The organism is Cohnella silvisoli, assembly GCF_021190915.1.
Classification (GTDB): Bacteria; Bacillota; Bacilli; order Paenibacillales; family Paenibacillaceae; genus Cohnella; species Cohnella silvisoli.
Genome location: NZ_JAIOAP010000009.1, coordinates 18,988 through 38,081 on the forward strand (window position 1 = coordinate 18,988; position 19,094 = coordinate 38,081).

17 protein-coding genes are annotated in these 19,094 nt (G+C 49.7%); all 17 read right to left on the minus strand.

What is annotated here, in order from left to right; all coding sequences use genetic code 11:
* Positions 1-8: 8 nt before the first annotated feature.
* Positions 9-914: a metallophosphoesterase family protein gene (locus K7P76_RS17240; RefSeq protein WP_232186558.1), complete on the minus strand. Its 906-nt coding sequence runs from the start codon at positions 912-914 to the stop codon at positions 9-11.
* Positions 915-937: 23 nt separating this feature from the next.
* Positions 938-1,894, minus strand: coding sequence for a carbohydrate kinase family protein (locus K7P76_RS17245; RefSeq protein ID WP_232186559.1), 957 nt, complete (start codon positions 1,892-1,894; stop codon positions 938-940).
* Positions 1,895-1,900: 6 nt separating this feature from the next.
* Positions 1,901-2,923, minus strand: coding sequence for a LacI family DNA-binding transcriptional regulator (locus K7P76_RS17250; RefSeq protein WP_232186560.1), 1,023 nt, complete (start codon positions 2,921-2,923; stop codon positions 1,901-1,903).
* Positions 2,924-3,005: 82 nt separating this feature from the next.
* Positions 3,006-3,893: a CehA/McbA family metallohydrolase domain-containing protein gene (locus K7P76_RS17255; RefSeq protein ID WP_232186561.1), complete on the minus strand. Its 888-nt coding sequence runs from the start codon at positions 3,891-3,893 to the stop codon at positions 3,006-3,008.
* 25 nt (positions 3,894-3,918) lie between these two features.
* Positions 3,919-4,821, minus strand: a complete 903-nt coding sequence (locus K7P76_RS17260; RefSeq protein ID WP_232186562.1) for a carbohydrate ABC transporter permease — start codon at positions 4,819-4,821, stop codon at positions 3,919-3,921.
* Between the two features lie 79 nt (positions 4,822-4,900).
* Positions 4,901-6,631: an extracellular solute-binding protein gene (locus tag K7P76_RS17265; protein ID WP_232186563.1), complete on the minus strand. Its 1,731-nt coding sequence runs from the start codon at positions 6,629-6,631 to the stop codon at positions 4,901-4,903.
* A 94-nt stretch (positions 6,632-6,725) separates the two neighbouring features.
* On the minus strand, positions 6,726-7,673 hold the full coding sequence (locus K7P76_RS17270) for an ABC transporter permease (RefSeq protein WP_232186564.1): 948 nt from the start codon (positions 7,671-7,673) through the stop codon (positions 6,726-6,728).
* Between the two features lie 352 nt (positions 7,674-8,025).
* Positions 8,026-8,748 (minus strand): glycerophosphodiester phosphodiesterase, encoded by a 723-nt coding sequence (locus tag K7P76_RS17275; protein WP_232186565.1) that lies wholly within the window; start codon positions 8,746-8,748, stop codon positions 8,026-8,028.
* Positions 8,749-8,800: 52 nt separating this feature from the next.
* On the minus strand, positions 8,801-9,529 hold the full coding sequence (locus K7P76_RS17280) for an MgtC/SapB family protein (protein WP_232186566.1): 729 nt from the start codon (positions 9,527-9,529) through the stop codon (positions 8,801-8,803).
* A gap of 6 nt (positions 9,530-9,535) precedes the next feature.
* Positions 9,536-10,537, minus strand: coding sequence for a PHP domain-containing protein (locus K7P76_RS17285; protein WP_232186567.1), 1,002 nt, complete (start codon positions 10,535-10,537; stop codon positions 9,536-9,538).
* Between the two features lie 119 nt (positions 10,538-10,656).
* Positions 10,657-11,667: a LacI family DNA-binding transcriptional regulator gene (locus K7P76_RS17290; RefSeq protein ID WP_232186568.1), complete on the minus strand. Its 1,011-nt coding sequence runs from the start codon at positions 11,665-11,667 to the stop codon at positions 10,657-10,659.
* Between the two features lie 98 nt (positions 11,668-11,765).
* On the minus strand, positions 11,766-12,581 hold the full coding sequence (gene iolB, locus K7P76_RS17295; protein ID WP_232186569.1) for a 5-deoxy-glucuronate isomerase: 816 nt from the start codon (positions 12,579-12,581) through the stop codon (positions 11,766-11,768).
* Between the two features lie 21 nt (positions 12,582-12,602).
* On the minus strand, positions 12,603-13,694 hold the full coding sequence (gene iolG, locus K7P76_RS17300) for an inositol 2-dehydrogenase (RefSeq protein ID WP_232186570.1): 1,092 nt from the start codon (positions 13,692-13,694) through the stop codon (positions 12,603-12,605).
* Positions 13,694-15,139 (minus strand): CoA-acylating methylmalonate-semialdehyde dehydrogenase, encoded by a 1,446-nt coding sequence (locus K7P76_RS17305; RefSeq protein ID WP_232186571.1) that lies wholly within the window; start codon positions 15,137-15,139, stop codon positions 13,694-13,696. Before K7P76_RS17305 ends, iolG begins: the two co-directional genes overlap by 1 nt.
* A gap of 13 nt (positions 15,140-15,152) precedes the next feature.
* Positions 15,153-16,157, minus strand: coding sequence for a 5-dehydro-2-deoxygluconokinase (iolC, locus tag K7P76_RS17310; protein WP_232186572.1), 1,005 nt, complete (start codon positions 16,155-16,157; stop codon positions 15,153-15,155).
* A 12-nt stretch (positions 16,158-16,169) separates the two neighbouring features.
* Positions 16,170-17,075, minus strand: coding sequence for a myo-inosose-2 dehydratase (iolE, locus tag K7P76_RS17315; RefSeq protein ID WP_232186573.1), 906 nt, complete (start codon positions 17,073-17,075; stop codon positions 16,170-16,172).
* 21 nt (positions 17,076-17,096) lie between these two features.
* The gene (iolD, locus tag K7P76_RS17320) at positions 17,097-18,962 is read right to left on the minus strand and encodes a 3D-(3,5/4)-trihydroxycyclohexane-1,2-dione acylhydrolase (decyclizing) (protein ID WP_232186574.1); all 1,866 of its coding nucleotides are present in this window, start codon (positions 18,960-18,962) and stop codon (positions 17,097-17,099) included.
* Positions 18,963-19,094: the final 132 nt, after the last annotated feature.

A 19,094-nucleotide genomic window follows, 5' to 3' on the forward strand; every position in this document is an offset into this window, starting at 1 on the left:
AATTCACCTCAATTGTTTATTTCCAATCCGCTTCCTACCTCTATCCAAGTATCGAACTCGCGCTTTCCTTCATATAGGGATATAACTCTCGCTCCGCGCTCTAGTTCTCCATAAGTGCCGTTACCCGTAACACGTCCATAGCATAGCCGAATCCCGTGGAGATCCCCGACATAATCATTATCATGATCATGACCGGCAAAGGTCCCAATAACATCACCTTGTTCCAGCATAGCCGTGAATAAACCGCTATTCAACTTTGGACAGCAGACCTTCTCACCTTTATTGCCTTTAATCGTACCATCCTGCCAAACTTGCTCATATTCCGGAATCGGAATATGGAAGAAAGCGAGTCCAGGCAGTGGACTGCCATTCTTCTGTGCAAGCTTGCTGGATTCTTGGCGGTACCAATGAACCTGATCCGGATGAATCCATTCGTATCCACCGATGGACTTAGGTGCGGAATCTCCTGAATCAAAAAAGTACAAAACAGCCGCATCCTCTTCGTTCGCGGAACCCGCAACGGTATGAATATAGTTGCCTACGCCATGTATGTCCTCAGGACCATCTTCAGATAAATTATTAGCGAATTCCTTCAAGATTTCGTTCAATCGTTGACGCGAAATTCCTTTCTCAGAGTCATGATTGCCATAAACCACGGCGAATGGAATTCCTGAATGAACTACGCCAGCAATCGCACGGCGAAATGTTCCTTCTTGATCCTCCACATCATAACTAGAAATAACATCACCTGTAAGGACGATTAAATCCGGCTTTTGTGCCGCAATGATTTGCTGAATAAGAGTTAGCGATTGAACATCTTTATCCGGTTCAATTCCATCCCTGATATGCATATCGGTAAATTGAACGATCTTAAACGTGCCATCTGATCGGAATCTCAATTTGTTGTGTTTCATTCTAACTCCTCACTTTCGAATCATTAAATGGCTGCCCAATGATCGCTTGTGTATTTAACGTTATCGGCAATAAACCGCTCTAAGGCGGTCCTATCCGGCGTCCCCGCGCTTCCTCCGAACTGAGTGATGGACATCGCTCCGCACGCGTTGGCGAACAGCAAACATTGCTCCGTCGGTTGGCCGGACAAGAACCCGTAAATGTACCCAGCGTTAAATGAATCTCCGGCACCAGTCGTGTCAACGACAGGCACCTCGAATCCGGACCTGTACATCGTAACGCCGTCGACCGTCGCAACCGCTCCGGCCGAACCGAGCTTCAGTACAAAATGCGGGCTGTGTCTGGAAAGTTCCCGGATGCTTTCTTCTATCGGTATTCGCCGGGTATAATGTTGAACCTCGACCTCGTTCATGAAGAAGATATCTACCTCTTTCATTAATTCAATTACGCCGGCATACCATTCTCCGGTTTCATCCCATCCGACGTCGAGGGAAGTCGTCAAACCTAGCGCTTTTAACTTGCGTGCCATCTCCACGTATTCCTTATGGTTCTTGCTGCCGCGGTAACCTGTCAAGTGAACATGCCGTCCCAGTACGACGCTGTTCATGTCCAACTGCTGCAGGTTTAGTTCCGCATTAGAGCCTAAGTAGGTAATAAAAGAGCGGTCTTTCTCCGGGTTGATCGCAATGGAAATACCCGTATTGTTTAGGTTACTGGTCTTAATAAAACTGGTATCGATACCAGACAAAATAAATTGATCCCGGACGAATTGACCGAAGCCATCTCCCCCGAGACTTCCGTTAAAAGCCACCTTCATGCCGAGTTTGGCCAAAGCCATACTGAACAGAGCCGCGCCTCCTCCGACATGAAGCGTCATATTGTGTACGTGCACCTCTTGACCGGGACCCGGCAACTCATTGCAGCCCGCGACGACTAAATCGATATTGACATCCCCTATTACGATGGCATCGTATGATTTCATAGTTAGTCACATCCTCGTTGCTTCATTCCTATTCCGGCAGCTTTCGCGAGCGACCAAACGATGTTCCAACACAACATCGCTCATTGAGATCGTTTCTCCGGCAATTTGTTTCAGCAGCACGTCCATCGTTACTTTGCCCATCTGTTGAATCGGTTGCTCCATTGACGTCAACGTCGGCCTTACAAGCTCAGTCAACTGGCTGCCGTCAAATCCCATAACGGAAATATCTTCGGGCACGCGCAGGTTATGGTCCCGAATGCAGTTCATGGCCCCGACCGCCATATCGTCGCTGACCGCAAACACCGCGGTCGGCGGGTGCTCCACGCTTAGCAGCTCTTTCATTTGATCATAACCGCTTTTGACCTTATAATCGCCAAAACGAATATGCTCGAACACCAGTTTGGTGCCGGCGTCCGTCATCGCGTTCCGATACCCGCTATAACGGTTTTGACCTGACGTAATGTCCCGCATATCGCCGCCGATGAACCCGATCGTCTCATGACCCAGCTCTATCAAATATTTAGTCGCCTCATAAGAGGCCTGATAGTCGTCGATAATGACCGATACAAACTTTTGATCCATCGGTTTCACGCTAGAGAAAATAACGGGAATTTTGATTTTATGGATAAAGTTGCGGATTGGCTCATTTATCTTCTCATGCATAATAATGATGCCTTCGACCCGCATTTCTTGAAACACGTTCAAATATTTAAGCTCTTTGTCGATATCCTCGCTTATATTGCAGACTAGAAGATTATAATCGTTGGCGCTTGCCATTTCTTCGATACTGCTTAGAATCGTAGAATAGAAACTTGAGGTGAGATCCGGCACGATAACGCCGATCAGGTTCGTTTTTTTACGTACCAAACTGCGGGCGATTTGACTCGGCGCATATCCCAATTCTTCGATAGCACGGTTCACTCTCGATTTGAGATCGTCCTTGACGTACTTTTCTCCGTTCAGAACCCTGGACACTGTGGTTACGGAGACACCCGCATGTTTCGCCACGTCTTTAATTTTGACCTGCATATCTCACTCACCCCATCTGAATACTACGAAACTACCAAAGAGATGGATTCGCCACGTACCCGACATTTCCTTTTAGTTGCCCTTATTTTTCGACAAATAACGGCTGGGAAAACGCGGAATACCCGCCTTCCAAATAAACCGCGATGCGCACGTACCCTTCGTCGCCTTTGCACTCATATTTCGCTTGTTTGATTCGCCCTGTCGTTTCTTGCAGCACTTGTCCGTCTTTACCGAAAAACGTAACGTATTTATACATTTTATCAAGCAATTCATTTGAACGAAGATCAGCCACTACCGTGTCGCCTTCCACTCGGATTGCATCAAAACCATATCCCGTAGACACGTAAAAATTGCCTTCCTTGATCGCATCAATGATAGCTTCATTCGTGTTTTCTGTAGCCTTGACCACGTTCCACGCCTGCTTCTCTTGACCGTATACATGGGAATCGTCGTTGCCGAAGCCCCATACCTTGCGTCCTGCGGACAGCAGGGCATCCCACTTGTCAAAAGCAATATCATACTCCGGATTGCCGTCTCCATTATAGACTTCAACCCCGAGATAACGTTCCATTTTGAGCATATCTTCCAGGTTCCAATAGTTCGAGAAATAGCGGTTCGGATGAACGAGAACGGCAAATCCGCCGTTTTGAACCGTCAGATCCACAAACCGCTGATAATTTTCAATCGTAAATTCGTTGCTGTATCCCTCCATTATAATATGAGGAGGCTGTACGAGGAGCATATGCGTTTGCCGACTGCTCACTTCAATCGCTTCAAAAACGGTCGGGATCTCCATCTTACCTTCATGTTTCGTAATTTTATCATGATCGGAAATACCTAGAAAATCATAGCCGCCGTACATTTTGTATACCGTTTCAAGCGGAAACCATCCATCGCTATTGTCGGTATGATTATGAAAACTCCCTTTAAGCCAAAAACCTGTTTGTTTATATGGATTTATAATCTCCAATGCTCATCCATCCTCCCCACAGATGCTACTCTTTCATCGAACCTATCATAACGCCCTTTGCAAAAAACCTTTGTACGAATGGGTAAATGAGAATAATAGGCGTTACTACGATTACGATCGTGGCCATTTTCAGCGAGTTGCTCGTAATTTGAATTTTCAGAAGCAAATCGTATCTCGTACCCGCAGCCTGATTCAAGGTATCCCGCATCGCTTCCGCGCTCATCAGCATTTCTTGAAGCAGCGTGGACAGCGGACGCAAGCTTTCTTTGCGAACGAAGAACGCGCCCGTGAACCAATCATTCCAGTGGCCGACGGCGCTAAATAATGCGATAACCGCGATGACCGGTTTGCTGAGAGGCATAATAATGCGCATGAAGATCGAAAAATCGTTATACCCGTCAATACGTGCCGATTCCTCCAAACTCGGATGAAGCTGTTGGAAAAAGGTTCGGAATATAATCAAATTCCACGCGCTGTATAAGCTTGGAATGATGTACACCCAGATGGTATCTGTCAGATGGACTGATTTCAACAGCATATAGTAAGGAATAGTGCCTCCGCCGAACAGCATTGTGAAGAAAATCATCATCATGAAGAACTTCCCGCCAGGCAGCGTCTTGCTCTTAAGCGCATAAGCCGCCATTGCCGTTAGGAATAAGCTAGCAATCGTACCTACGACTGTACGGAATGTAGAAATAGTGAACGCGGTGCCAATACTAGCCGTCTGAAACGCATGGTTAAAGTTATCTAATGACCAAATCCTGGGCCAGAAGAAAATGCCCCCTCTTTCCGCGTCTTTGCCGGGATTAAACGCTAAGGCAATAATGTTCAGGAAGGGAAGGATGATGGACAGGCATAAAACGATAATAATCACGTAGTTAATCACTTTAAACACGATTTCGCCAACGCTCAACTTATGAAATTCCATGGTAATCTCCCCCAAACTTCTAAGAAGGAAGGCGGTCTATCCGCATCTGCGGGTAGACCGCCTTGCCTCTTATCGATCTTTAGAATTTCAACACCGTTTTCGGATCCTTATTTTTCTCCGTGATAAGCTTCAGATAGTCATCCAATCCGGCCGATTTCATTTGTTTCAAAGCACTATCCAGCGTTTTTTGCGCTTCTTCCGTGCTTTTGCTGTAATAAGCTTTGATAAGACTATCGTTGTAGTTATCCAACGCTGCCTTCAATTCCGTACCTCTATCGAACTCGCCCAGGAATGAAGTCGGCGTGTATGCGTCTCGAACTTCTGCATTTTTCCTTTGTTCCTTCCAATTCACGTATTCGGCAACGATATCCGCGCCTTTGCTCTTGCCTTGATTCAACTTATCCGCCCAATTTTCTTCGCCGAAGTCGACGATATTATCATTATCCGTGCTGCCAAGTATATTGCCCCAGCTATTGCCTACGCCGTCAAACCCGAGTTTTTTCGCTTCATTAGGATCTTTTGCTTTCAAATCGAGTACTTCTTGTTTAACGAGCGGTTTGCCGTCTGCATCCAGTGTATAATCGCGGCCTTCAATGCCATATTTCCATAGCAGCTTGCCTTGCTTGCTCGCTAAGAAATCGGCGAATTTCATAATGTCTTCCGGATTTTTCGTCGTGGACGGAATGGCCCATCCGGAATAACCGGATTTGAAATCGACTTTCATTTGCGTAGAGCCGTTGACGTCTTTGATCGGGCCGATCGGAAGATAGTGCACATCTTGGTTAAAGTCCTGCATGCTGTGCATATTGGCGATGATTCCCCATGAACCGTTTATTGCGCCTTCCGTAGCGCGACTCTCATCGATCGTGAAGAATTCCGGCTGCATTAGTTTTTCGCTCAGCAGCTTTTTAACGAATTCCACTTTTTTCATCGCGTAAGGCGTTTCTGCTTCATGGGTGATTTTCCCGTCTTTGTCTTGATTGATTCGTTGGTCATCGGCACCCCACTCCAAATCTTGGAATAATCTGCCGACCTCTGCGCCACCCCAGTAAGCAGGACCAATCGGCATTACGTCTTTGCCGTTGCTGTCTTTGAAGTTGCCCGCTTTGATTTTCTTAGCCAGATCATAGAGTTGATCCGTAGTCGTGATCGTACGAGGATCAATATTCAAAGCTTCTGCGATATCTTTGCGGATGAAGGGTCCGCCGACAATATTGGTCGAATAGCCGGCTTCGCGGTTAATGTTCATGTGGGCGAAGTAAGTCGATCCGTTGAATTCCGGACGGAACATAACGCCATACTGCGTATCGATCGGCAAGAATCCTTTTTCCAAATACTTGCTGTATACTTTGGTATCTTTCATAAGAGGAGTCAGGTCCGTAAACATGCCTTCGCGTGCCGCTTTCAGTATTACCGGCATTTCCGGACGACCGCTGTTATTTAAGTAGAAGGCAATAAAGTCCGGTAAGTCGCCGGCTGCAAGTCCAGCCACCAAGCCGTCAATGGAGTGATCGGCTTTCATGATTTGAATTTCAAAATCGATACCGGTCAGTTCTTTAACCTTAGCTTTAATCTCCGGGTTCATATCTTCGGTGTAATCGTCGGACCCCATGAACACTAGCCCTTTGATCTTCCGGTCGGCAATCCAAGTTGCCGGTTTACCTTCGGGAGCTACATTTCCCTTGCTGTCTGTTGCTGGCTCTTTCGTATTCGTCGAACTGCCATTCTTTGAATTGTTGCTTGTACAGCCAGAAATCAGTAAAACTACGAGAAGCGAAATTGTAAACAGTTTAATCCATTTCCTGTTCATGCGATTTCCCCCTACAACATTTTTATGAAAAACGCCAATTGACGTTTTACAACGAAGTGATGGCCATGCTGGTTGGATGTCCTACATGGTATCGTTACCATAGAGAAGTCTCAGAAACGCGTCGCGAAATGCGGTTCGCAATAACGACCAGTATTAACCCGATCAAACCTTGCAGCATTCCGACGGCGGTAGCGTATCCGTATTGGCCGCTTTGCAAGCCCGTTCGAATAATATAAGTGTCCAATATATCGGCAAGGTTCATGTTGCCAGGCGTCCGCAGCAGGTAGATCTGATCGAATCCGGCCGATAATATGTTGCCTAGCGATAAGATGAATAGAATAACGATCGTCGGCATAATGGAAGGGATCGTAATACTCCAAATCTCTCGTAATTTGCCCGCCCCATCTATCTTGGCTGCTTCGTACATATCCGGATTAATACCTGAGATTGCCGCTAAATAAATGATGGAATCCCAGCCGATCGATTTCCATACATGGCTTCCAAACATAATCGTATAAAAGTATTTGGAATCCATCATGAAAAAGGTGCTGCCGTCTCCGCCCATATTCGAGATGACTTGATTCAGCAAACCGTCGTCCGGAGCAAGAATCCGCTGAATCAGACCGACGACAATGACCCAGGAAAGGAAATGCGGCAAGTAAAGAATGCTTTGCGAAATGTTTCTGAACCATTTGTTGCGAATCTCATTAAACATCAGTGCCAGAATGATCGGAAACGGCAAGTAAAGAAACATCTTCATGCAGCTGATAATAAGCGTGTTTTTAATCAATTGCGCGCTTTGGTATGAATTAAAGAAGGTTTTGAAGTAATCTAAACCGACCCATGGACTCCCGGTAATCCCTTTGTTGAACTTGTATTCCTTAAAAGCCAGCAGCAGCCCGCCCATCGGAATGTAAGAAAAAATAATGAAGAACAAAATACACGGCAATAACATGAAGTACAAATAACGGTGCCGTAAAATGCTTTTCCATAAAACGCTTCCACGATTATTCAGCTTCAGAGGCATTGTCGATTGCTTCATAAGACTGAAATCACCTTCTTTCCAGTACTGTATGGTATCGATACCACAAATAGAACACACCTTGAAAATTGCTAACAATCACCCTCTTAACGGAATACTAAACATGTCCTTCTACCTTCAGATGGGGTTGAACTCGTGTCGCGATTGCTTGAAGTGATCATATAATTTTAAAAATATTCCTACAAGGCATGAATGGTTAGTTAAAAGTAAATTCTCTGTTAAATTTAAACCTCCTTGTAGAGTCGATTGCATTGTTTTCTGGAAGCGTTACCATGTTAACTAGAAAAAAAGGCGCCGACTTCAAAGAAAGCGCTTACCATGACCCGATTATATCAAACCTTTTGTCTAAATGCTATAGCTTTTTTGATGCATTTATAAGTTCCATAAGAATCTTCGGTTCTCGCGTGGTGATGGCATCTACTTGGTGCCAAAGAAACCATTCCATCGCCGGCCGATGGTTGATTGTATAAACCCAAACCAATAAACCGGAAGCATGCGCCCTATCGACTATCTCCGAGCGGCAAGTCAATCCGTTCATGTTGAGACCGGCATAGCCGCCTTCCTTCGCTTCACGGCAAATAGACTCCGCAAACTCATCGTATCGGTCCGAATGCTGCGAAGACAGCTCATCCGGCGTATTCAGCATCACTTGAATATCTGGATAACGCTCTGTGATGCGATCTGAACAGCCAGTAATGAAAACCCGCTTTTGCGCTCCGAACCGGCGTATAAGTCTAACTGTCGAATCAATGGCACCCGCCGTTTTTATATCCAAATTCAATATCATTCCGAGCGGATCCGATACTTGCAGAACATGCTCCAATGTCGCGATTTCATGCTCTTGATACACCGGATCGAGCAACGGCCGCACGTCGGGATGATTCAACTGTTCGTACGTATGCGTATAAAGATAGGGCGAATCGTCATGCAGTAAAATGGCTATGCCGTCATGGGTTACTCGAACATCGACTTCAACGACATCCGCGCCGAGATCAATGCCTTCAAGAAATGAAGCCATCGTATTGTCAGGATGAATTCCGCAGCCTGTATGGGCTGCTACCATCGTCGTACTCAATCGAAGTCGCCTCTTTCCGATAAATAAATGAATGATTGATTCCACTTTCATTTTACGCCAATAAACCTTCTGTTTCCAAACTAATGACCCCGTCCATATAAGCCAATGCGGCGATTGCTTCCTCGTAATTTTGTATTTTCTTTAACTTCAACTGAATTCGGATAACCAAATGCCGATCGGTTTGTTGATCGCCCGCTTCGTCGTTTTCAACCGAAAGCTTATTGATTTGCAACCCGCTTCGATTCAAGTGCGCCAATACGAGATTGAGGCCCGACGACGTTTTTTCCATTTTGATTAACAACTCGCGCACCTTTTTCGTTCGGGAGAACAGCTTCTCTACTTTGTTTAATACAAACAAACTTATCACCACCAGGAAGGTCGCTATGAACGCTCCATAATAAAACCCGGCTCCGGCTGCGAGTCCAATTGCCGCCGACACCCATAACGAAGCGGCAGTCGTTAACCCGGATACTCCAAGACCCGTCCGCATGATGGTGCCCGCGCCAAGAAACCCGATGCCGCTGATCACTTGCGCAGCCAATCGCGCCGGATCCAAGCGAACATTCGGTTCCGCGGCGAATTCGGAAAACCCGTACATCGATAATAGGACAATGATTGCAGAACCTAAGCAAACAAGAATATGCGTTCGAAAACCCGCGGAATGCCCGCCAAGCTCTCTTTCCAGACCGATCAACCCGCCTAACGCCAGCGCCAACAACAGTCTAAGCGTCATCTCGGTAAAGCTTATGTGCCATACGGTTGGATCATATATAAGTCCCATTGTGCCTCATCCTTTTAACGGCAATGATTTACGTACCCCTCTTTCGAAATAAACGACTTCTTTATAACCCGCTTCACCGGCAAGTTCGGCGGCTTGATCCAACATCGTACCGATATCATCCGGAAAATGAGAATCGGAACTTAATGTGATGGGAACGCCATGTTGATGAAGTATATGCAGAAACGCCGGGCTCGGGCACATTTCCTTGACCGGATAACGATAGGCTAGGCCAGTGTTGATTTCCGATGCCACGTCCGCGGCTTTCATTGCCATTGCCACCTCCTCGTACATGGGCAGCAATGAAGCTTCCTCCGGTCGATAGTTGAACACCTTCAAATTGTCCGGATGGGCAATGATATCGAACAAATCGCAACGAATGGCGCCCAATAAGTGATCGAACAGCTTGCGGTACATGGCGACAAGGTCCTGTCCCTCGAACAGCTCTTTCGTCTGCGGATTATCGAAGCCCCACCCTTCTATAAAATGCACGGATCCGATCACATAATCTAGTTCATATCGGCTCAGAAGATCGCCTAACTCTTGCTCTCCACCGGGAAAATAGTCGGCTTCGACGCCAAGAGAAATCGGGTGACCGTCTCGCTGAGCCTGTCGGACGACCGCCAAATACGGTTCGATGGAACCGATACATACCCGATCGAGCCAATATTGCTGCAATTGCCCTAATTCGGAGTCGTCGACGATCATATGCTTTTCGTAATAGCCTAGAAACTCGGTAAAACGATACAAATGATCCACGATGCCGAACTTTTGGATGCCTTGCCGTTTGCCCCGTTCGAGATAGTGGGATAACCATTGCTGGGTAAAACAGCCTTGCTCCAACCGCTCAGTCAGCTTTTGATTCATTTCTTCGATCCACTCCAAGGAGTGGCGGCGGGCGTGGAAGCCTTGACGATCATCCTCGATCGTCTCGATGGCTTTAGCCGTCCGTCTAAGCCAATCGATAGAATAAGGGCCTTCCTCCAAATGAAAATGAAAATCGACGATCATGTTCGTGTTTGCCTCCTTGCATTCTGGTATCGCTTCCATATTACCACATATATAAGAACTGGTGAGCTTTATCTTGGAATAAATCCAAGACAAAAGCTCACCAGTTTCAATCCGATTGTCTATGCTTGGAGCTCTGCCGTCGATTGCCTGACGATAAGCTCAGGTTCAAGTACCGTTCTCACCGGATCAGGCTGTTGGACCTTCTGTTTCCCGAGAATAAGGTCGACGACCAGGTTTCCCATCTGCTCCGTAGGCTGGGCAATCGTGGTCAATTGAGGATCCGTAACCGTTGTTAATATCGTATTGTCAAACCCGACGATGGAGAGGTCCGCCGGAACGCGAACGCCCATTTCCTTCGCTGCTTGAAGCGCACCGATCGCCAGCAGGTCGTTGCAGCAAAATATCGCCGTCGGCCGCTCGGCATAACGCATCAGCTCGGCCGCATTCCGTTTGCCCTCTTGAATCAAGTCGCGGCCGCTTGCCTTCACCAAATACTCCGGCAGCTCCAAACCCGCTTCCGTCATCTGGTCGCGAAAGCCGCGGATCCGTTCAAGCGAACTCGTGACTTTGCGATGTTCGGAAAGAACGGCTAATCGGGAGTGACCGAGATCAAGGAGATGGCGGGCTGCCATGCGGCCGCCCGCATAATCGTCCACGATAACGGCGTCTATACGGCCTCCCGGCAGTTCTCGGGCGATCATAGCAACTGGTATAGACTTGGCCACGATGGACTCCACCAACTCGCGGTCAACTATTCCCGTACCGATAATGATGCCATCTACGCTTTTCTGCTGAAGCAGGGACAAGTACCGACCCACCCGTTCATCGTCGTTATCCGTGCTGCAAATAACGAGACTATACCCGTGATGATGTCCCCTATCTTCCACGGCACGGGCAATTTCGGCGAAAAAAGGGTTGGAAATGTCCGGCACTAGCAAGCCGAGCGTGAAAGTGTTCTTGCCGGTCAGCGCGGTGGCGATGAAGCTCGGCTTATAGTTAAGCCTTTCCATGACGCGGATGATTTCCGCGCGGCGCTCCCCGCTGATTTTCCCTTTGCCGTTAATGACCTGAGATACCGCGGCGATCGATACTCCGGCTTCGCGGGCTACATCATATATGGTTGCCTTCATCTTCGTTCCCCGCTTGTCGATTCATACCCGATTAGGGATGATTATTCACTTTATTATGAAGAGGCGGGAACAAAGTTGCAATACAATATCGTTGCCTGCTATTCGCCTGGTTTCTTCATAATCCATGCGTGCTCCGGATCGTTGTGGAATTTCCACGTCCGGGTCGGACCCGCCATTACGTTCAGGTAGTAACAATCGTAACCCGGCGGCGCGGAAACGGGATGATACCCTCGGGGCACCAGCACGGCTTGCCCGTCCTTCACGATTAACGTCTCGTCCAGAGAGCGGTCATCGGTATAAACCCGCTGCATGGCAAACCCCGTCTCCGGTTGAATACGGAAATAATAGGTTTCCTCCAGCAGCGATTCATCGGGAAGCGCGTCGCGATCATGCTTGTGGGGAGGATAGCTGGACCAATGCCCATTAGGCGTAAATACCTCTACCACTAGAAGACTGTCCGCGGGTTCCTGCTCCGGCAAAATGTTATGAATCCGACGCTCGATGTTACCGTAGCCTCGCGTCTCTACGCCGACCTGTTCCGGCGCGATTAGCCGCGCCGGATAATTGCCCCGGCCCGGAGCGGAACAAACGGCTAATTCCACTACCGTAAGCGCACGAACCTCGAACCTATCGTCATTGGGCACATAGACCGAATAGGGAGGGGTCCGTTCGAATACGTTCATCCGCTGTCCAATGTTCCGCCACTGTTCCGTGCGGGTTTGGACATCCATTTTCCCGCTGAGCAGAACGAGACACATCTCTAATTGACCGGTTTCAAGCTGAAAGCTTTGACCCGAGGCAAGACGAATAACTTGGAACCCGACATAACTCCAACCAGCCGTTTCCGGCGTAATATTCATCAGACTTCCATCGCGGTCAGGTATAGCTGCAGGTGCTACGATCAGTTGCGACATGGCTGCTTTCCTCCTTCCGATCTATAAAAATGCCGAATATTGCTCTGCCAATTGCAGCACTTCGCTGACTTTGACGGGACGTTTAAGTCGCATCGACAGCTTCGCGGCCAGAGCCGTACGTTCCGCTTGCAAGCCGTCTTGGCCGTCAACCGGAACCGGTTTGCCGTTCAGGATGCAATCGATGAACAATTGCGTTTCTTCGATATAGGCTTCGTTATAGCGCTCAAGGAAAAAGTGCAACGGGTTGTCCTTGTACACGCCGGCGGCCGTGCTGATTTCCGCCGTGTTCGGGTGATCGTTGGCAACCGCAACATTTCCTTTGGAGCCGAATACTTCCATCCGTTGATCGTAGCCGTATGCCGCTTGACGGCTATTATCGATGACGCCAAGCGCGCCGTTCTCGAACTTTAGCGTTACGATGGCCGTATCCACGTCGCCGTATTCTGCGAATACGGGGTTGATCAACACGTTGCCCTGCGCGTACACCTCTTCGATTTCGCTGCCGGATACGTATCGAGCCATGTCGAAGTCGTGGATCATCATATCCATGAAAATACCGCCAGACACTTTGATGTAATCCGGATGCGGTGGGTTAGGATCGCGCGAAGTGATTTTGATAACATGCGGTTCCCCGATCGTCCCGCTCTGCACATGCTCCCGAATCCGTTTGAAGTTATGGTCGAACCGGCGGTTAAAGCCGATTTGCAGCATAACGCCTGCTTGGCGGGCAGCTTCGACCGCTTCCTCCGTCTGCCGGATGTCCATGCTGATCGGCTTCTCGCAAAAAATATGTTTGCCCGCCAGCGCGGCCTGTTTAATTAACGGCACATGCGTATCCGTCGATGCGCATATGAACACCGCGTCTATGTCCGGATTGGCGATAATGGCGCCGCTGTCCTTCATAATCGACTGAATTCCGCGCGCCACGGCCCATTCCTCCAATTCCGGTCCCGCGAATAGATCGCTTACCGCCACAACCTCCGCCTGCTGCAGGCGAAGCAGATTGTCGGCGTGAATTTTTCCGATGCGTCCCGCGCCTATGATTCCGATTCTGATCTGTCGCTTGATGTTATTCAGCTTGAACAGCTCCTTTATGTTATCCGCAGTTGCCATTACCAGCGCGCGGTCACCATTTTCTTGCGGGTATAAAATTCAACTCCGTCGCTGCCGTTGGCATGCAAATCGCCGTAGAACGACTTCTTCCAGCCCGAGAACGGGAAAAACGCCATCGGGGCGGGAACCCCGAGATTCACGCCTAACATGCCGGCATCGATCGTTTCCCGGAATTGGCGGACGCTGCTGCCGCTTCTCGTAAACAGGCAAGCGCCATTAGCCAGCTCCGAACGGTTGGCGAGCCCTATGGCTTCCTCTAACGTTTCGACCCGCACAATGGATAATACGGGAGCGAAAATCTCGTCCTCCCATATCTTCATGCCACTTTGTACGCCGTCGAATATCGTCGGACCCACGAAGTATCCTTCACCTGCGGCCGCCGCGTCTTTACGCCCATCCCTTACGAGCAAAGCGCCCTCTTGTTCGCCGATCTCGATATACTTGAGAGTACGATCCTTGTGTGGGCCACGGATGACGGGGCCGAGGAAAATACCTTCTTCCATTCCGTTGCCGATCGTAATCCGATTCGCCGCCTCCACTAGCTTGCTCACGAGAATATCGCCTATTTCTCCGACGGCTACGACGACGGCGCAAGCCATGCAGCGTTCGCCGGCGGAGCCGAATGCCGCATTCACGATTTCCTTGACGGTTAAGTCCAAGTCGGCGTCCGGCATGACGATGGAGTGATTCTTAGCGCCAGCAAGCGCTTGAACCCGTTTGCCATGGGCGGATGCGGTTTTATATACATACTCCGCTACCGGCTGCGAGCCGACGAACGAGACGGCCGCGATATCCCTATGCTCAAGAATTCCGTTTACGACGTCGCGTGCGCCATGAACGATATTGAACACCCCGTCGGGCAATCCCGCTTCCTTGAAAAGCTCCGCGAGGCGGTTCGCCAGCAAGGGCGTACGCTCCGAAGGTTTAAGCACGAACGTGTTGCCGCAGGCGATGGCTAGCGGGAACATCCAGCAAGGCACCATCATCGGGAAGTTAAAAGGCGTAATGCCCGCCACGACACCGATCGGATACCGGTACATTCCGGATTCCAGGTTCGAAGCGATATCCGGCAGCTGCTTGCCCATCATGAGCGAAGGGGCTCCTGCGGCGAATTCGACGCACTCGATGCCGCGCTGTACTTCGCCGTACGCTTCACCGTAGCTTTTGCCATTTTCCAGCGTGACCAGCTTTGCGAGCTCTTCCCAATTGTCCACCAGCAGCTGCTGGTATTTGAACATGACCCGGGCTCGGCGCGGCACCGGCGTGGTGCTCCAGGTTTTGAATGCCGTGTTGGCCGATTGAACCGCACGGTCTACGTCTTCCTTGGTAGAGAGCGGGACGTAAGCCAAGACTTCCTCCGTTGCCGGATTGTACACTTCTTCGGTTGCGGACGATGCGGATTCGACCCAAGTTCCGCCGATCCAATTTTTCAACAATTGCGTCATGCTTGAATTCCCCCTAGATGATTTTACCGCTGTTGCAGCTTTCGATATAATCGAGCACTTGATTGATGGTCGGCATTGCATCGGAGCAGCTATGGCTGGAAATCACGATACTTGCGGACGCGCTGCCGAATTCCATGCTTTTCTCGAGCGTCCAGCCTTGCATGATCCCGTACAGAAACCCGGAGGCGTAAGAGTCTCCCGCGCCGAACGTCTTGACTACTTTTGCCGGGAAACTCTTGGCCTTATGGCTTGCACCATCATCCGTATATGCAATAGAGCCTTCCTTACCATGCTTGATAACGACGATTTTGGCCGAGTAATCGAACCATCTGGCTGCGGTTACGTCATCGTTATGGTCCGGATTATGCTCGAACGCTTCCATCATGTCGAATTCTTCGCGCGTCCCTAAAATGATGTCGCATTTCTCTGCGGCAAGATTGTAATAAACGGCCGTTTCCTCTTCGGAAGTCCATGTATAGGGACGGTAGTCCAGATCGAATACGATGATGGCACCATGCTTCTTGGCGTAATGCAGCGCTTGAAACACCGCTTCCCGCGAAGGACTTTTCGCTAAAGCCGTTCCGGAAATCAGAAACATTTTCGCCTGCGCGATCAAGTCTTCGCTAACTTCGCCCGCCGTAAGCTTGAGATCGGCGACATTATCGCGATACATGAGAATGCTGCAATCGGTCGGGCTCTTAATCTCCGTAAAAGCGAGTCCCGTCACCGCGCCTGAACGGTCGATCACGACGTTCTCGGCACCGATACCGTTGCGTTGCAAGTAATCGGCGATGAATCTTCCCATCTGATCGTTGGCGATCTTGCCGATGAAGGCGGTTTTCTGCCCCAAGCGGGACATTCCGATCGTAATATTGGCGGGAGAGCCGCCGACATACTTGGTGAAGGTCATTGTTTCTTCCATCGGCCGATTGATTTCATTGGCGTTCAAGTCTATGCAAAGCCTGCCAATAGCGACGAAATCCAGCGGTTTATCTTTTGAAAAGGAGACATAGGTCATTGCGCTCGTCGCCTACTTTCTGTCGGGAATGAGAGAATCGATGTAAAGGAGAGCTTTCTTGGCATATTCGTATGCCGGATGTTCCGCGGGGTCCTGTTCCCCCTCCAAGATCGCCCAGCCGTTGTAATTCCTTCTCATGAGCTCGTTAATAATCGGTCCGAAATCAATACAGCCGTCACCCGGTACCGTGAACACGCCTTTGCGGATGCAGGTCACGAAATCCGCTTTCTCGGCACGGGCTTCTTCCAACACCTGCGGGCGAATATCTTTAAGATGAACGTATGCTATGCGATCATAATGCTTCTTGAGGACGGTCAGCGGGTCGGCTCCACCGTAATAAGCATGCCCCGTATCGAACAGCAAATAGACCAGTTCCGGGTCGGTCAACTCCATTAGGCGATCGATTTCCTCGGGCTGCTCCACCGCTGTGCCTCCGTGATGATGGTAGGTTAATTTCAACCCATGCTCCTTGGCGATGGCGCCAGCGGCGTTAAGCCCTTTAGCCAAGCACTGCCACTCTGCCTCGCTTAACCGCAGCACCTCTTTTTCGTTCGGGGTGCGGCGCGGGTCGAAATGCAGCGATCCCCCAACCTCGCATGTGCTGATGACCGTGCTTCCCATTTCCTTCAGAAATTGCGCATGCTTGCGATAGGCGTTAAGTTCATCTTCGAGGTAAGCCGGATCGGAAAATAATACGGATTTCCACTGCGACGTAAGGCGGATGCCGCGTTTGGCTAATTCGTTCTTGAGGATTTCTGGATCAGTTGGATATTTACGTCCCATCTCCGTTCCCGTCAATCCAAGCGCTTGAATATCGTCGACAATGCGCTCGAAGGTTGTATCCTCCCCGTGCTCCTTGACGTCTTCTCCGACCCAATTGATCGGATGGATGCCAAGTTGAAAAGGCAGCTTATTCATGAGCAATCTCTCCTCCATCGTTTACAAGAGTTTGACGTTTCGGATACGTTCATTCATCTCTTCGCTTGCTTTGGTCACCTTGTCGCTGACGGATACTTCGGGAACTCCGACGTTCCACCAAGACTCGTAGCCGACCGTACCTGTACCCGGCAAGACGGGAATTTCGATAAGCGTTGTGACCGTTTCCCGCTTCGCCTTGTTTAGTGCATCCTTTAACTCCAGCGCGTTATTGGCTTTGTAGGATTTAGCCCCAAGGCTGCGTGCGTGAGCCGAGAAATCGATCGGCATGTAATTGCCGGTGAGCTTGCCCGTCTCGGGGGAGCGGAAGCGGAATTCGTTGCCGAACCCGTCGCTGCCATGGCCTCTTTGCAAATTGTGAATACACTGGAAGCCGTGGTTATCGAACAACAAAACCGTGATTTTCCGTCCCTCTTGCAAGCTTGTAACTAACTCGGAATGAAGCATCAGGTAACTTCCGTCACCGACGACCGCATATACTTCGCGATCAGGCTCGGCTAGGGCGGCCCCGAAAGCGCCGGCAATTTCATATCCCATGCAGGAAAACCCGTATTCCATGTGGTAGGTTTTCGGCTCCGCCGGTCTCCACAGCCGATGCAGGTCACCGGGAAGGCTTCCGGCCGCGCATACGATAATCGACGAAGGATCAAGCGACTCTTGGATAACGCCGAGCGCACGAGTTTGCGCGAAGCCAGCTTCATTTTCCGCGGCGTAAAGGCGATCAACCTCTCGATCCCACTCCTGCTTCAGCGTTTGAATGTCGGACAAATCGTATCCGCTCCGGTACTGATCTGCCTCAAGAGCGGCATGAAGGGATAGCAGTCCCTCTCTGGCATCGGCAGTAATCGCGGCACCATTCAGCTTGAACGAATCGAAACCGCTGACGTTAATGTTGATAAACTGGACGTCCGGGTTGCCGAAGGCGGATTTGGACGATGTCGTGAAATCGGAATAACGGGTGCCGACGCCGATTATGAGGTCCGCCTCACGGGCCAACCGATTGGCTGCCAAAGTACCGGTCACGCCGACAGCTCCTGTATTAAGCGGATGGTTCCACGGCAAGGCGCTTTTGCCGGCTTGAGTTTCCGCCACCGGAATATGGAATGTCTCCGCGAATGCTGTAAGCTCCCTTGTCGCGGAAGAGTAAAGGACGCCTCCACCGGCGATAATAAGCGGCTTCTTCTTGATGTTCATCAATTGGACAGCGCGTTGAATGGCATCCATTGATGGCGGTTTCCGATCGATATAGTGAACCTTGCGATCAAAGAACGCTGCCGGATAGTCGTAGGCTTCCGCCTGCACGTCCTGAGGAAGAGCGAGCGTTACGGCTCCCGTTTCAGCAGGATCCGTAAGCACCCGAATGGCTTGAACGGCGGCAGTCATCAATTGTTCCGGCCTGACGATGCGATCCCAATATTTGCTTACGGGCTTGAAGGGTTCGTTGGCGGAAACCGTATAATCGCTTGCCACCTCAAGCTGTTGAAGCACCGGGTCGGGCTGTCTGCTCGCGAAATTGTCGCTCGGCAGCAGAAGAACCGGGATACGGTTCACCGTTGCGGTAGCCGCGGCGGTAATCATGTTCAAGGCCCCCGGGCCGATTGATGATGTGCAAGCATAGATCTGATGTCGGTTGCTTTGCTTAGCGAAGGCGGCTGCGGCATGAACCATGCCTTGTTCGTTCTTTCCTTGAATGTAGGCGAGGTCTCCGGCGCTATTTTCAAGGGCTTCTCCTATACCCGTCACATTGCCGTGACCGAAAATACCCATGACGCCTTTGACGAATTTAATCTCCTTGCCGTCAACGGAAACGTATTGATTGTCGAGGAAACGCAGCAGAGCTTGCGCCATCGTAAGTCGAATCGTGCTCATCCGGTTTAATCTCCTTTGGATAGGTTAAGCGGGTTAAGCGCTATACCTATCATTAAATAAATGGCGCTTAATATGCTTTCAACATAAGATTAAGCGCTATATCCGATTTTACTGAATTTGATTTCATTTCAC

Coding starts and splice junctions, on each gene's coding strand:
- K7P76_RS17240 (WP_232186558.1), bottom strand. CDS start 914: ATGAAACACAACAAATTGAGATTCCGATCAGATGGCACGTTTAAGATC.
- K7P76_RS17245 (WP_232186559.1), bottom strand. CDS start 1,894: ATGAAATCATACGATGCCATCGTAATAGGGGATGTCAATATCGATTTA.
- K7P76_RS17250 (WP_232186560.1), bottom strand. CDS start 2,923: ATGCAGGTCAAAATTAAAGACGTGGCGAAACATGCGGGTGTCTCCGTA.
- K7P76_RS17260 (WP_232186562.1), bottom strand. CDS start 4,821: ATGGAATTTCATAAGTTGAGCGTTGGCGAAATCGTGTTTAAAGTGATT.
- K7P76_RS17265 (WP_232186563.1), bottom strand. CDS start 6,631: ATGAACAGGAAATGGATTAAACTGTTTACAATTTCGCTTCTCGTAGTT.
- K7P76_RS17270 (WP_232186564.1), bottom strand. CDS start 7,673: ATGAAGCAATCGACAATGCCTCTGAAGCTGAATAATCGTGGAAGCGTT.
- K7P76_RS17280 (WP_232186566.1), bottom strand. CDS start 9,529: ATGGGACTTATATATGATCCAACCGTATGGCACATAAGCTTTACCGAG.
- K7P76_RS17285 (WP_232186567.1), bottom strand. CDS start 10,537: ATGATCGTCGATTTTCATTTTCATTTGGAGGAAGGCCCTTATTCTATC.
- K7P76_RS17290 (WP_232186568.1), bottom strand. CDS start 11,667: ATGAAGGCAACCATATATGATGTAGCCCGCGAAGCCGGAGTATCGATC.
- iolB (WP_232186569.1), bottom strand. CDS start 12,581: ATGTCGCAACTGATCGTAGCACCTGCAGCTATACCTGACCGCGATGGA.
- iolG (WP_232186570.1), bottom strand. CDS start 13,694: ATGGCAACTGCGGATAACATAAAGGAGCTGTTCAAGCTGAATAACATC.
- K7P76_RS17305 (WP_232186571.1), bottom strand. CDS start 15,139: ATGACGCAATTGTTGAAAAATTGGATCGGCGGAACTTGGGTCGAATCC.
- iolC (WP_232186572.1), bottom strand. CDS start 16,157: ATGACCTATGTCTCCTTTTCAAAAGATAAACCGCTGGATTTCGTCGCT.
- iolE (WP_232186573.1), bottom strand. CDS start 17,075: ATGAATAAGCTGCCTTTTCAACTTGGCATCCATCCGATCAATTGGGTC.
- iolD (WP_232186574.1), bottom strand. CDS start 18,962: ATGAGCACGATTCGACTTACGATGGCGCAAGCTCTGCTGCGTTTCCTC.